The organism is Kitasatospora sp. NPDC051164, assembly GCF_044455625.1.
Lineage (GTDB): Bacteria > Actinomycetota > Actinomycetes > Streptomycetales > Streptomycetaceae > Kitasatospora.
Genome location: NZ_JBITFB010000003.1, coordinates 264,444 through 278,515, shown reverse-complemented (window position 1 = coordinate 278,515; position 14,072 = coordinate 264,444). Strand labels below are relative to the sequence as shown.

The window sequence follows — 14,072 nt, the reverse complement described above, 5'->3', positions numbered from 1 at the left end:
CCGTGGAGCCGCACTCGCCGTGGAGCCGCACTCGCCGTGGAGCCGCACTCGCCGTGGAGCCGCACTCGCCGTGGAGCCGCACTCGCCGTGGAGCCGCACTCGCCGTGGAGCCGCTCGCACCTGCCACGAAGCGGCTTGCGCCGCGGAACCGCCCGCATGTCCCGCGCGTCTGTCGGGTCAGGCGCGCCGGGGCATCACCCGAACGGGTTCGCGGCGGCGCCCCGAATACTCCCTGGAAGTGAGCCGATCGGCCGTCCCGTAACCCGGACGGCGCCGGCCGCGTTGTCCGCCGGAGTGGTTAATCTGCTCATAGACACGACGAGCTGGGAGTACTGACATGGGTGCGCTCGCCTGGTTGATCATTCCGGTAGTCGCCGTCCTGGCCGCGGCCCTCTGGGCGGGCTGGGCCCAGCGGGCCCCGAGAGCCACGGGGGACCCTGCCTCGCTCGCCGAGCACCGGCGCTTCATGGCCGCCATGGAGCGCACCACAGCGGGGGCCGCGGCCCCCGGTGAGCGTTCCGGCCGGTAGCCCGCCGGGCGTCGCGTCACCCGCGTCCCGTACTGTCGAGGCATGCCACGCCGCTCCGCGACGATGCTCGCTGCCACCCTGCTGCTCATAGCACTGCTCTGCGTCTCGGTGCTGATGAAGGTGCCGTACACGGAGATGAGCCCGGGGCCGACGTACAACACGCTCGGCAACCAGGGCGGCAAGCCGGTGATCAGCGTCGCCGGCCACGACTCCTACCCGACCACCGGGCACCTCAACATGACGACCGTCCAGGTCACCGGGGCCAAGTACGAGCCCAGCCTGGTCAACGCGGTGGTCGGCTGGCTGCGCGACGACGTGCTGGTGGTGCCGCACGACAACGTCTACCCGAAGGGTCAGACGGACGCGGACGCGAAGCAGCAGAACGCCGAGGAGTTCGCCTCCTCCGAGGACAGTGCCCGCACCGCGGCGCTCAAGCAGCTGGGCATCCCGGTCGGCAGCGAGCTGATCGTCAAGTCGGTCACCGCCGGAGCACCGGCCGAAGGCAAGCTGCACGCGGGCGACCAGATCGTCGCCGTCGACGGGACGCCGGTCGGCTCGGTCGAGCAGGTGGTCGCCGTCGTCACCAAGCACAAGCCGGGCGAGTCGGTGGTCTTCACCGTCGTGCCGCGGGTCAAGGACGCCGCCGGCAACGGCGCCGCCCCGGGGAACCGGACGGACGTGACCGTCCCGACCGTCCGGGCCAGGGACCTCGACCCGAAGGCGCCGGCCGAGCGGGCCGAGCTCGCGGTGGTCGGCATCGGCACCGGGATCCGGCACACCTACCCGTTCCAGATCGACATCGGCCTGCAGGACGTCGGCGGCCCGAGCGCCGGCCTGATGTTCTCGCTCGGCATCATCGACAAGCTGACCCCGGGCGGCGACCTCACCGGCGGCCGGTTCGTCGCGGGCACCGGCACCATCGACGACGACGGCAAGGTCGGCCCGATCGGCGGGATATCGATGAAGCTGATCGCCGCCCGGGACGCCGGGGCCCAGTACTTCTTCACCCCGTCCTCGAACTGCGCCGAGGCGACCAAGAACGTCCCGTCCGGGCTGACCCTGATCAAGACGGACACGCTGGACGGCGCGCTGAAGTCGCTGGAGCAGGTCCGCTCCGGGCAGACCTCCGCGCTGCCGTCCTGCGCCAAGTAGCGCTCGGGGGAAGGCCCCCGGCGACCGTCCTACGAGAAGGTCGCCAGCAGCGCGTCGGTCAGGCCGGGCACCAGGTCCGGGCCGGTCAGCACCTCGCGGGCGACGTCCTTGGAACGCAGCCGCAGGGCGATCTCCTTCTTGCCGTCGCGCAGGACGGCGGCGGTGATCCGCACCTCCTCGCGCTTGGGGTGGTTGGCCACCCAGTCGGCGAGCTGGGCGTCGCTGGCACCCCGCGGGCGGGACTGCTCGGCGCCCGGGGGCAGCATCAGGCGCTCGACGACCAGGGCACAGCCGGCCACGGCGTCGGGCCAGGCGATGGTGCCGAGGAACTTGTCGAGCTCCATGCCGGCCGGCAGCTCGTCCTGCTCGACCGGGGTCAGGCCGGGCTCGTCGCTGTCGGCGAGGCCGAGCTGCTTGGCGATCCGGGGGTCGGCCTTGCGCAGGGCGGCGCTGTCCACCAGGGCGAACAGCCGGGCCGGGAGGTCCCAGCCGAGGGTGGAGGCGTACTCGTCGATCTCCAGCGCGGCCCGGGTGAGCGGGGAGGCGGCCGGGAGCTTGGAGACGTCGTCGGGGGAGTTGTTGAGATCAGACGCGTCGGACATGCCTCAATCCTCACACGCCGGGCGGGACGCGCTCGCCCGGGCGGTCCGGCGGGGGCCGGGTGGTGCGGACCGGCCCCGGGACACGGCGGGCGGAGACGGCCGGGGGCGGGGCGCCGTCGTAACCGTCTGCTAACGGTGGGAACTCGGCCAAAGCCTGGTTAAGTTGCTCTGACGACCGATCGATATCCAGACGACACAGCTGAGGTGCCACCGTGGTATTCCAGATGCCGGAACGCTCAGGGCCGGGTTTCCGGCGAAGGGTGGGCCCGCCCTCCCGGCGGGCGCGGGTCGCCCTGCTGACCCTGGGCGTACTCGCGGTGCTGTTCCTGCTGTTCGTCATGTTCGCGGGGTTCTGGACGGACTGGCTGTGGTTCAGGTCGGTCCACTACTCCTCGGTCTTCACCACCCAGCTGTGGACGAAGATCGGGCTGTTCGCGGTGTTCGGCCTGCTGATGGCGGCGATCGTCGGCTTCAACATCTGGCTGGCGCACCGGCTTCGGCCGCCGCTGTCGGCGATGTCGGTGGAGCAGCAGAGCCTGGACCGCTACCGGACGGGCCTGGCGCCGTTCAAGCGCTGGGCGCTGATCGGCATCTCGCTGGTGATCGGCCTGGTGGCGGGTGCCGCGGCGTCCGGCCAGTGGCGGACCTGGCTGATGTGGACCAACGCGACGTCCTTCGGGGAGAAGGACGCCCAGTTCGGCATGGACGTCTCCTTCTACGCCTTCGACCTGCCCTTCTACGAGTTCGTGCTGGGCTTCGCGTTCAGCGCGGTGATCGTCTCGCTGCTGACCTCGGCGCTGGTGCACTACCTGTACGGCGGGCTGCGGCTGCAGGGCCCGGGCCGGCGGGCGAGCGCGGGCGCGCAGGGGCACCTGGCGGTGCTGCTGGGCGTGTTCGTGCTGCTGAAGGCCGTCGCCTACTGGCTGGACCGGTACGCGCTGGCGGTCAAGACCGGCGCGTACAAGGGCGTCTCGGGCTGGACGGGCCTGCGCTACGTGGACGCCAACGCGTTCCTGCCGGCCAAGACCATCCTGTTCTTCGTCGCGATCATCTGCGCGGTGCTGTTCTTCCTGACCCCGATCCGCCGCACCTGGGCGCCGGCCCTGATCGGGCTGGGGCTGATGGTCCTGTCGGCGGTGCTGATCGGCGGCCTGTACCCGGCGATCGTGCAGCAGTTCCAGGTCAAGCCGAACGAGCAGGCCAAGGAGACGCCGTACATCCAGAAGAACATCGACGCGACGCGGCAGGCGTACGGGATCGCGGCCGCGCAGACCACGCCGTACAGCCCGCAGGGGTCGACCAACGGTGACGCGCTCAAGCCGGATGCGCAGACCATCGCGGACGTGCGGCTGCTGGACCCGAACATCGTGTCGCAGACGTTCCAGTCGCTGGAGCAGCAGCGCAACTACTACGCCTTCCCGAGCACGCTGGACGTGGACCGGTACGGCAGCGGCGCGGACAAGCAGGACACCGTGATCGGCCTGCGCGAGCTGGACCTCAACGGCGTGCAGCGCAACTGGATCAACGACCACTTCAAGTACACCCACGGCTACGGCGCGGCGGTCGCCAAGGGCAACCAGGTCGACGACAAGGGCGGGCCGGTGTTCACCGAGTCCGGTCTGCCGGCCACCGGCGCGCTCGGCGACTACCAGCAGCGGATCTACTACGGCGAGAAGACGACGACGTACTCGATCGTCGGCGGCGCGAACAAGGAGATCGACTACACCGACACCAAGACCGGCCAGAACGTGGAGTACACGTACGGCGGCGACAGCGGTGTCTCGCTGGACAACCCGGTCACCCGGGCCGCGTACGCGGTGCGCTTCGCCGAGCCGCAGATCCTGTACGCGGGGGCGATCACCGACGGCGCCAAGGTGATCTACAACCGCACGCCGAAGGAGCGGGTGGAGAAGGTCGCGCCGTGGCTGTCGATCGACGCCGACCCGTACCCGGTGGTGCAGAACGGCCACGTGGTGTGGGTGGTGGACGGCTACACCACCTCGGACGGCTTCCCGTTCTCCTCGAAGACGACGCTGGGCGCCGCGACCAAGGACTCGCTGACCAACCAGCGCGGTGAGCTGCTGACCGTCGCCAACCAGGTCAACTACATCCGCAACTCGGTCAAGGCCACGGTGGACGCCTACACCGGCGAGGTGAAGCTCTACCAGTGGGACGAGAAGGACCCGGTCCTGAAGACCTGGATGAAGGCCTTCCCCGGCACCGTCGAGCCCAAGGCGGACATCCCGCAGTCGCTGCTGCCGCACCTGCGCTACCCGCAGGACATGTTCAAGGTGCAGCGCGACCTGCTCGGCCAGTACCACGTGACCGACTCCAACTCCTTCTTCAACGGCAGCGACATCTGGCAGGTCCCGGTGGACCCGACCAGTGACACCAAGCAGGTCCAGCCGCCGTACTACGTGACGGTGCGCACGCCGGACGCCGCCAACGCGAGCTTCTCGCTGACCAGTACCTTCGTGCCCAACGGCCGTCCCAACCTGGCGGCGTTCATGGCCGTCAACGCCGACCCGGGCGACGACTACGGGAAGATCCGCGTCCTGAAGATGACCGGCGAGTCCGGCGCCCCCGGCCCGGGACTGGTGCAGTCGAAGTTCAACTCCCGTCAGGAGGTGGCCTCGCAGATCTACGCCCTGAAGACCGGCGGTGACACCGAGCTCGAGTACGGCAACCTGCTGACCCTGCCGGTCGGCGGCGGCCTGCTCAACGTCGAGCCGGTGTACGTGCGCGGACGCGGCGCCAAGTACCCGACGCTGCAGAAGGTCCTGGCGGTGTACGGGGACGACAACGTGGCGTTCGAGAACACCCTGGAGGCCGCGCTGACGAAGCTGTTCGCCGGGCAGGCCCCGCCGGCCACGCCGGTCGCGCCGTCCAGCCCGGGCGGCGGGACGACCCCGACATCGCCGACGACGCCGACCTCCCCGACGTCCCCGGCGACGCCCACGCCCACCGCGCCGGCCACGCCGGCCCCGGGCGGGACGATCTCGCCGGAGCTGCAGAAGGCGCTGTCCGACGCGGCGAAGGCGTACAACGACAGTCAGACCGCGTTCAAGAACGGCGACTGGGTGGCCTACGGCAACGCCCAGAAGGCGCTCGGCGACGCCCTGAAGGCGGCCGAGGCGGCCCGCGGCGGCCCGGCGCCCACCCCGACCGGTACCCCCGCCCCGGGAGCCACCGGCGGGGGATCACCGAGTCCCCAGCCGTAAGGCCGCGGCAGAGCCCTCAGCGGTGGCCCGCTGAGCTGCGGTAACCGTTTTCCGTTCCACCCCGCGCCCGTGCTATGGTTCAACTACCGACGCGGGGTGGAGCAGCTCGGTAGCTCGCTGGGCTCATAACCCAGAGGTCGCAGGTTCAAATCCTGTCCCCGCTACAAAGGCCAGAGGCCCGGAGGATCCTTCCTCCGGGCCTCTGGTGTTTCCCGGGGTGTTTTCGCGCAGAAGCGGTGGGAACCGCTCCGGTACTATCGACCGTCGCCAAGGAAGACGGCAGTGGGGTTTGTGAGGTCGAAGTGTCGGGAAATCGACAAAGCGTCGAAGCAATTCCGTCGGCTTCGGGTCGGCCCCACCGGAATTCGGGCGGGGCAGGTGTACGCGGGTAGCGGGTGATGCGACGATGGGACACATGGGGGACGGTGCACGGCTGCTGATCGGCCGTCGGGTCCGGCGCCTCCCCTGGGAGTCCCCCCGGCCGCACGCCGGGGCACGATGCCGCGACACTCTGGGGGAGCGGGAGTCGGCATGAGGCTGATCGGCAAGTCAGGCGCCAAGTCAGCGGCGGCAGCCGAGGCGGACACCGATGCCTGGGCGGAGAGCGCAGAGGCCCCCGACAGCCGTCCCGGAGCCCTGCCGGCCCAGCGCACCAGCGGACTGTCCGAACGCCCCACCCCCGGCTACGGCCCCGACAGCCTGGTCCACGTGCCCACCCGTCACTTCGCCGCCGCCGTCGGCGCGTACGGGGAACGGACCGACGAGGAGCCGGCCGCCGGCGCCGCCCTCGACCCGGCGGGCCTGGACCCCACCAGCTTCGAAACCGCGCTCGCCGCCCGCGAGTCCGCCGCGCTGGAAGCCCGGCACCGGCAGGCCGCCGACGGCGGGGACCCGGAGGCCGCCGGCCGGCTGGGCACCCTGCTGCTGCGCCGCGGCGACCTGGAGGACGCCGAACCGTACCTGCGCGCCGCCGCGGCGGCCGGGGTGCGCGCCGCCGCCAACAACCTCGGCGTGCTGCTGCACCAGCAGGGCCACCGGGCCGAGGCCGGCCAGTGGTGGCGCCAGGCCGCCGTCGCGGGCAGCGCCCCGGCCGCGCACGCGCTCGGCCTGCAACTGCGCGACCAGGGCGAGGAGGAGGCCGCCGAGTACTGGCTGCACTTCGCCGCCGACCACGGCCACCCGCTCGGTGCCTACGCCCTGGGCGACCTGATGGAACACCGGCGGGACGTCCGGGCCGAGCGCTGGTTCAAGGTCTCCGCCGACGCCGGGCACCGGGAGGGCGCCTACCGGCTGGGCCGGATGCGCGAGGCCGCCGGGGACAAGGAGACCGCCGAGGCCTGGTACCGCACCGCCGCCGCCCGCAGCCACGCCCGCGCCGCGCTGCGCCTGGGCGTGCTGCTGGAGGAGCGCGCCCGTGCCGACCGGTCCCCGGCGGAGGAGGCGGCCCGCTGGTACCGGCAGGCCGCGCAGAACGGGGAGCCGCGCGCGGCCTGCGCGCTGGGCTTCCTGCTGCGCGACTCCGGGGACATCGAGGCCGCCGCCGAGTGGTGGCGGGAGGCCGCCGAGGCCGGGGACGGCAACGCGGCCAACGCGCTGGGAGCGCTGTACGCGAGCCGCGGCGAGGCCAAGGAGGCCGAGCGCTGGTACCGGGTCTCGCTGGACGCGGGCGACCAGAACGGCGCCTTCAACCTCGGCCTGCTCTGCGCCGGCACCGGTCGCGAGCAGCAGGCCGAGCAGTGGTACCGCCGGGCCGCGTACGCCGGGCACCGGGAGGCCTGCAACGCGCTGGCCGTGCTGCTGCTGCAGCGCGGCGACGAGTCCGGGGCCCAGCCGTGGTTCTCCAAGGCCGCCGAGGCCGGCAGCGTCGACGGCGCCTTCAACCTCGGTGTGCTGCACGCCGGGCGCGGCGAGCAGCGGCAGGCCCAGGAGTGGTACGCGCGGGCCGCCGCCGAGGGGCACGGCGAGGCGGCGCTGCAGCTCGCCGTCGTCCAGGAGCAGCGCGGCAACCTGGCCGGGGCGCTGGACCGCTACCGGCAGGCGGCGGCGGGCGGCTCGGCCGAGGGCGCGTTCCGGCTGGCCTCGCTGCTGGACCGGCGCGGGGACGCGGACGCCGAGGCCGAGCACTGGTACGCGCTGGCGGCCGACGCCGGGCACCGGCGGGCGCAGGTGCGGATGGGCGTGCGGGCGGCCGAGCGCGGGGCGCTGGAGATCGCCGAGAGCTGGTACCGGCGGGCCGCCGAGGCCGGCAGCCGCAGCGCCGCGTTCAACCTGGGGCTGCTGCTGGCCCGCCAGGACAGAGAGGCCGAGGCGATGCTCTGGTACACCCGGGCCGCCGACGCCGGGCACGGGCGGGCGGCGCTGCGCCTCGCGCTGCTGGCGCTGCGCCGGGGCGAGCCGGTGCAGGCGGAGAACTGGTGCCGGCGGGCGATCGACTACGGCCCGGCCGAGGTGGCGGAGCGGGCCGGGCGCCTGCTGGGCGCGCTGCACGCCGAGCTGAGCGCGTAGCGGGCCGCCCGTTCGGGGACTGCCCGACCAGGGGCTGGGCGTTCGGGGGCCGGACGTTCGGGCTGGGCGCGTAAGGGCGCGCCCAACTGTCGCTCTACGGGCGGCAGTCGGGGCACAGGCCGCGGTAGGTGACTTCGGCGGCGGTGACGGTGAAGCCGAAGCGCTCGGCGGCGGGCAGCGCGGCGAGCGGGTCGCCGTGCGGGTGGACGTCGCGGATCGCGCCGCAGCCGGAACAGACCAGGTGCTGGTGGGCGCGGTGCGCGTTGGGGTCGTAGCGCCGGGCGCGGCCGTCGGTGGCGACTTCCAGGACCTCGCCGAGGGCGACCAGTTCACCGAGCGTGTTGTAGACGGTGGCGCGGCTGATCTCGGGCAGTCGGGCCGTCGCGCGGGCGTGCACCTCGTCGGCGGTGAGGTGGACGTGCTCGCCGTCGAGGACCTCGGCCACGACCCGGCGCTGCGAGGTCAGCCGCCAGCCGCGTTCGCGCAGTCTCTCCAGCAGGTCGTTCATGGCCACCAGAGTAAGTCAGAGTCCGGGATTGATTCCAGTATTGACTTGGACAAAGTCCAAGTTAGGATCGTGTCATCACGACCGACCCCGTGGAGGCACCCGTTATGACCACGCAGGACGAGCTGCGCCCGACCCTCACCACGGAGGCGGGTGCCCCCGTCGCCGACAACCAGAACACCGAGACCGCGGGCATCGGCGGCCCGGCCCTGATCCAGGACCAGCTGCTGTTCGAGAAGCTCGCGCACTTCAACCGTGAGCGGATCCCGGAGCGCGTCGTGCACGCCCGCGGCGCCGGGGCCTACGGCACCTTCACGGTCACCGCCGACGTGACGCCCTGGACCCGGGCGGCCTTCCTCTCCGGGATCGGCAAGCAGACCGAGGTCTTCCTGCGCTTCTCCACCGTGGCCGGCAACCTCGGCGCGGCCGACGCGGTGCGCGACCCGCGCGGCTTCGCGCTGAAGTTCTACACCGAGGAGGGCAACTACGACCTCGTCGGCAACAACACCCCGGTGTTCTTCATCAAGGACGCCATCAAGTTCCCCGACTTCATCCACACCCAGAAGCGCGACCCGTACAGCGGCTCGCAGGAGGCCGACAACGTCTGGGACTTCTGGGGCCTGTCGCCCGAGGCCACCCACCAGGTCACCTGGCTGTTCGGCGACCGCGGCATCCCGGCCTCCTACCGGCACCTGAACGGCTACGGCTCGCACACCTTCCAGTGGCAGAACGAGGCCGGCGAGCACTTCTGGGTCAAGTACCACTTCAAGACCGACCAGGGCATCCGCAACCTCACCCAGGCCGAGGCCAACGCACTCGCCGGCGAGGACCCCGACAGCCACCAGCGCGACCTGCGCGAGTCCATCGAGCGCGGCGACTTCCCCAGCTGGACGGTGCAGGTCCAGATCATGCCGGCGGCCGACGCGGCGGCCTACCGCTTCAACCCCTTCGACCTGACCAAGGTCTGGCCGCACGCCGACTACCCGCCGATCGAGATCGGCCGGCTGGAGCTCAACCGCAACCCCGACAACGTCTTCGCCGAGGTCGAGCAGTCGGTCTTCTCCCCGGCGCACTTCGTGCCCGGCATCGGCCCGTCCCCGGACAAGATGCTCCAGGGCCGCCTGTTCGCGTACGCCGACGCCCACCGCTACCGGGTCGGCATCAACGCCGACCACCTGCCGGTGAACCGTCCGCACGCCACCGAGGCCCGCACCAACAGCCGCGACGGCCACCTGTACGACGGACGCCACGGGCGGCAGAAGAACTACGAGCCGAACAGCTTCGGCGGCCCGGTCCAGACCGGCCGCCCGCTGTGGGCCGCCACCGCCGTCGACGGCCTCACCGGCACCCACGTGGCGCCCTCGCACGCCGAGGACGACGACTTCGTGCAGGCGGGCAACCTGTACCGGCTGTACTCGGAGGACGAGAAGCAGCGGCTGATCGCCAACCTGGCCGGCTTCATCGCCAAGGTCTCGGCCGACCGCGAGGACATCGTGGAGCGGGCGATCGACAACTTCCGCCAGGCCGACGCCGACTACGGGCAGCGGCTGGAGACGGCGGTCCGGGAGCTGCGCAAGCAGTAGCAGCAGCCGGGCCGAGAAAGCGGCAGGCCCTGTGACCAGCTCCCACTGGTCACAGGGCCTGCAACCATGTCAGGGCGGTTCAGGCGTTCGGACGTTCAGACGCTCAGGCGGCGCAGCGCTTCCTCGTGCAGCACGCCGTTGGAGGCGACGGCGTCGGCGCCGCCGGGGCCGGGGATGCCGTCCAGGCCGGTGAAGCGGCCGCCGGCCTCCTCCACGATGACGCAGTTGGCCGCCATGTCCCACAGCGACAGCTCGGGCTCGGCGGCGATGTCCACGGCGCCCTCGGCGACCATCATGTAGGACCAGAAGTCGCCGTAGGCGCGGGTGCGCCAGCAGGCGCGGGTGAGATCCAGGAACGGGTCGAGGCGGCCGCGCTCCTCCCAGCCGGTGAGCGAGGAGTAGGAGAAGGACGCGTCCTCGATCCGGGAGACGCCGGAGACGTGGATCCGGGAGGCCTTGGTCAGGCTGCGGCCGGCGAAGGCGCCGAGGTCCTTGGCCGCCCACCAGCGGCGCTGCAGCGCGGGGGCGGAGACGATGCCGACCACCGGGCGCTCGACGCCGTCCGGGCCGTCCTCCAGCAGGGCGATCAGGGTGGCCCAGACCGGGACGCCGCGGATGTAGTTCTTGGTGCCGTCGATCGGGTCGATCACCCAGCGGCGCGGGCCGGAACCCTGCAGGCCGAACTCCTCGCCCAGGATCGCGTCACGCGGGCGGGCGCGCTGCAGCACGCTACGCACGAGCTCCTCGGCGGCCTTGTCGGCGTCGCTCACCGGGGTGAGGTCGGGCTTGGTCTCGACCTTCAGGTCGAGGGCGCGGAAGCGCTCCAGGGTGACCGAGTCGGCCGAGTCGGCGAGGACGTGGGCGAGTCGGAGATCGTCGTGGTAGTCGGCCATGTCCGAAACCCTAGCGAGCCCGCCCCGATCGGCACAGCGGGGCTCGCGGAGCGGGACGGGGCCGTCCGGGGGCGCGCTGTGTCGGCGAGTGGGCGAGCAACCGCCCCGAGCCGAAGGGGCGCGCCGGTGCCGAAAGGGAGAAGCGACAAGCGAGGCACGAGCGACGGAGCGCCGACCGTCGGCACCGGGTCCGAGCGCCCCCGGAGGCGAGTGGGCGTGTATCAAGGCGAGTATTCAGTGCACGGTGCCGCTGAGCTGGAGGCCGATGACACCGGTGATCACCAGGGAGATCGAGACCAGTTTGAGCACCGAGGTGGCCTCGTTCAGGAAGACCATGCCGTAGATGGCGGTGCCGGCCGCGCCGATGCCCGTCCACACCGCGTAGGCGGGGCCGATCGGCAGGCTCTTCAGGGAGAGGGTGAGCAGGCCGAAGCTGCCGAGGGCGAACACGCAGAAGCTGACGGTGGGCCAGAGCTTGGTGAAGCCCTCGCTGAGCTTGAGGTTGATCGCGAAGCCGGTCTCGAGCAGGCCGGCCAGGACCACCAGGGCCCATGCCATCGCGTGCCCTCCCAGTCGATCGACGGGTCGGACCGTGCCCGGCCCGACTTTCCTATGATCGCCAGGCGGGCGCGGTCCGACACCTCGAACGGGCCACGGATCCCGGGAGTGAGCGAAGGCTCAGTCGTCCTCGCGGGTCTCCTTGCTGGCCAGCAGACGGCGCAGCGAGTAGAGCCGGGCGGCCTCGGCGTGGCCGTCGGCGACCCAGGCGTCCAGCGCGCAGTCCGGCTCGTCGTGGCTGCACGCGCGCGGGCACTCGGCCGTGCCGGGCTCCAGGTCGGGGAAGGCGAGGATGACCCGGGACGGGTCGATGTGCGAGAGGCCGAAGGAGCGGAAGCCCGGGGTGTCGATCACCCAGCCCGGGTTCAGCGCCTTCTTGGAACCCGGCTTGGCACCGGGCGGCGGCGGCAGCCGCAGCGCGAGAGCGGAGACGGTGGTGTGCCGGCCGCGGCCGGTGACCGCGTTGACGTGGCCGGTCTGCCGCTGGCGGTCCGGGACGAGGGCGTTGACCAGGGTGGTCTTGCCGACGCCGGAGTGGCCGATGAACACCGTGGAACGCCCGCGCAGGTACGCGCGGACCGCCTCGGCGCCGGTGGTCTCCAGCTCGTCGCGGCGGGTGACCACGTACTGGATGCCGAGCGATGCGTAGGAGTCCAGCAGTGTCGAGGCCGGGGCCAGGTCGGACTTGGTGAGCACCAGCAGCGGCTCCATGCCCGCGTCGTAGGCGGCCACCAGGCAGCGGTCGATCAGCCGGGGGCGCGGCTCAGGGTCGGCCAGCGCGGTGACGATCGCCAGCTGCTGGGCGTTGGCGACGACGATCCGCTCGTACGGGTCGTCGTCGTCCGCGGTGCGCCGCAGCACCGAACTGCGCTCCTCGACCCGGACGATCCGGGCGAGCGTGTCGGCGTCCCCGGAGAGGTCGCCGACGATGTTGACGACGTCGCCGACGACGACGCCCTTACGGCCCAGCTCACGGGCCTTCATGGCGACGACCTCGCGCTCCTGCTTGGTGCCCGGGTCGACCAGACAGGTGACCCGGCCGCGGTCGACCGTCAGCACCATCGCCTCGGCGGCGTCGTCGTGCTTGGGCCGGATGCGGGTCCGCGGCCGGGAGCCCCGGCGGGCGGGGCGGTTGCGGATGTCGTCTTCGTCGGCGTCCTTGCCGTAGCGGCGCATGGCTCAAGTCTCCGCTCAGGCGCCCGCCGCCGCTTCGCCGAGCAACTCGGCCCACATCCCGGGGAAGTCGGGCAGCGTCTTGGCGGTGGTGGCGACGTTCTCGACCTCGACACCGGGCACGGCCAGGCCGAGCACGGCGGCGGCGGTGGCCAGCCGGTGGTCCTCGTAGGTGTGGAAGATGCCGCCGTGCAGCGGGCGCGGGCGGATCCGCAGGCCGTCCTCGGTCTCGGTGACGTCGCCGCCGAGGTCGTTGATCTCCTTGGCGAGCGCGGCGAGCCGGTCGGTCTCGTGCAGCCGCAGGTGGGCGATGCCGTACAGGTGAGACTCGGAGTCGGCGAGCGCGGCGACCGCGGCGATCACCGGGGTGAGCTCGCCGACGTCGTGCAGGTCGGCCTCGATGCCGTGGATCCGGCCGGTGCCGGTGAACTGCAGGCCCTCGTCGGTGAACTCGCAGGCGCCACCCATCCGGGTGTAGATCTCGCGCAGCTGGTCGCCGGGCTGGGAGGTGTGCTTGGGCCAGTCCCGCACGGTGACGCGGCCGCCGGTGACCAGGGCGGCGGCGAAGAACGGCGCGGCGTTGGACAGGTCCGGCTCCACCACCAGGTCGCGGCCGATCAGGGCGCCGGGGGTGACCCGCCAGACATCCTTCTCGCCGCCGTCCTCCGGGGCGTCGACCTGGGCCCCGGCCAGGCGCAGCATCTCCACGGTCATCCGGATGTGCGGCAGCGACGGCACCGGGCCGCCGACGTGCCGGACCTCGATGCCGTGGTTGTAGCGGGCGCCCGAGAGCAGCAGGGCGGAGACGAACTGGGACGAGGAGGAGGCGTCCAGCTCGACCGGGCCGCCGTCCAGGGAACCGGTGCCGTGGACGGTGAGCGGGAACGCGCCCCGGCCGCCGTCGTCGATCCGGGCACCGAGCGCGCGCAGGGCGTTGATCACGCCGTGCTGGGGGCGCTCGTAGCAGCGCGGGTCGCCGTCGAAGTGCACCGGGCCGTCGGCGAGGACGGCGAGCGGGGGCAGGAAGCGCATGACCGTGCCGGCGTTGCCGACGTCGACCGAGGCGGGGCCGAGCAGCGCGGGCGCGGGGATGACCCGCCAGGCCTCGCCGCCGCCGGTGCCGCCCGCGTCGTTGTTGACCGTCTCCTCGATGGTGACCCCGAGGGCGCGCAGGCCGTCGGCCATCAGCTGGGAGTCGCGGCTGCGCAGCGGACGGCGCACCCAGCCGGGCTTCTCGGCGAGAGCCGCCAGCACCAGGGCCCGGTTGGTGACCGACTTGGAGCCGGGGATGGTGACGGTGGCGTCGACGGGGCTGGTGGCGACGGGGGCGGGCCACAGGGTCTCGGTCATG

Annotated in this window: 11 protein-coding genes and 1 tRNA gene; 6 read left to right on the top strand and 6 right to left on the bottom strand. The window is 72.3% G+C overall.

All coding sequences use genetic code 11. The annotated features are described in order from the left end of the window. Positions 1–337: 337 nt before the first annotated feature. Both ACIBEC_RS06210 and ACIBEC_RS06205 read left to right on the top strand, forming a co-directional pair. Positions 338–529, top strand: a complete 192-nt coding sequence (locus ACIBEC_RS06210) for a hypothetical protein (protein WP_360505619.1) — start codon at positions 338–340, stop codon at positions 527–529. Positions 530–571: 42 nt separating this feature from the next. Beyond that, positions 572–1,681: a PDZ domain-containing protein gene (locus ACIBEC_RS06205; RefSeq protein WP_360505622.1), complete on the top strand. Its 1,110-nt coding sequence runs from the start codon at positions 572–574 to the stop codon at positions 1,679–1,681. A gap of 29 nt (positions 1,682–1,710) precedes the next feature. On the opposite strand, the gene ACIBEC_RS06200 is transcribed toward ACIBEC_RS06205, so the two are convergent. Then, a complete protein-coding gene (locus ACIBEC_RS06200; RefSeq protein ID WP_360505625.1) occupies positions 1,711–2,283 on the bottom strand; it encodes a PPA1309 family protein in 573 nt (190 codons plus the stop codon). Between the two features lie 224 nt (positions 2,284–2,507). Here ACIBEC_RS06200 and ACIBEC_RS06195 point away from each other — a divergent pair, with 224 nt between their 5' ends. The 3 genes from ACIBEC_RS06195 (at position 2,508) to ACIBEC_RS06185 (ending at position 8,009) form a co-directional block, all read left to right on the top strand. Then, positions 2,508–5,504: a UPF0182 family protein gene (locus ACIBEC_RS06195; protein WP_360505628.1), complete on the top strand. Its 2,997-nt coding sequence runs from the start codon at positions 2,508–2,510 to the stop codon at positions 5,502–5,504. Positions 5,505–5,594: 90 nt separating this feature from the next. Continuing rightward, positions 5,595–5,668, top strand: a tRNA-Met gene (locus ACIBEC_RS06190). 367 nt (positions 5,669–6,035) lie between these two features. Next, positions 6,036–8,009, top strand: a complete 1,974-nt coding sequence (locus ACIBEC_RS06185; RefSeq protein ID WP_360505631.1) for a tetratricopeptide repeat protein — start codon at positions 6,036–6,038, stop codon at positions 8,007–8,009. A 94-nt stretch (positions 8,010–8,103) separates the two neighbouring features. Here the strand turns inward: ACIBEC_RS06185 and ACIBEC_RS06180 are convergent, their stop codons facing one another. Beyond that, positions 8,104–8,517, bottom strand: a complete 414-nt coding sequence (locus tag ACIBEC_RS06180; protein WP_360505634.1) for a Fur family transcriptional regulator — start codon at positions 8,515–8,517, stop codon at positions 8,104–8,106. 104 nt (positions 8,518–8,621) lie between these two features. Between ACIBEC_RS06180 and ACIBEC_RS06175 the strand changes: the two genes are divergently transcribed. Next, positions 8,622–10,097 (top strand): catalase, encoded by a 1,476-nt coding sequence (locus ACIBEC_RS06175; protein ID WP_360505636.1) that lies wholly within the window; start codon positions 8,622–8,624, stop codon positions 10,095–10,097. Positions 10,098–10,192: 95 nt separating this feature from the next. On the opposite strand, the gene hisN is transcribed toward ACIBEC_RS06175, so the two are convergent. From hisN to aroA, 4 genes are all read right to left on the bottom strand, one after another. Further along, the gene (gene hisN, locus ACIBEC_RS06170; RefSeq protein WP_360505639.1) at positions 10,193–10,990 is read right to left on the bottom strand and encodes a histidinol-phosphatase; all 798 of its coding nucleotides are present in this window, start codon (positions 10,988–10,990) and stop codon (positions 10,193–10,195) included. A 234-nt stretch (positions 10,991–11,224) separates the two neighbouring features. Next, a complete protein-coding gene (locus ACIBEC_RS06165) occupies positions 11,225–11,548 on the bottom strand; it encodes a multidrug efflux SMR transporter (protein ID WP_360505641.1) in 324 nt (107 codons plus the stop codon). Positions 11,549–11,668: 120 nt separating this feature from the next. Further along, complete coding sequence (gene rsgA / locus ACIBEC_RS06160; protein ID WP_360505644.1) at positions 11,669–12,724, bottom strand: ribosome small subunit-dependent GTPase A; 1,056 nt, start codon at positions 12,722–12,724, stop codon at positions 11,669–11,671. Positions 12,725–12,739: 15 nt separating this feature from the next. After that, positions 12,740–14,071, bottom strand: coding sequence for a 3-phosphoshikimate 1-carboxyvinyltransferase (gene aroA / locus ACIBEC_RS06155; protein WP_360505647.1), 1,332 nt, complete (start codon positions 14,069–14,071; stop codon positions 12,740–12,742). Between the last annotated feature and the right edge of the window lies 1 nt (position 14,072).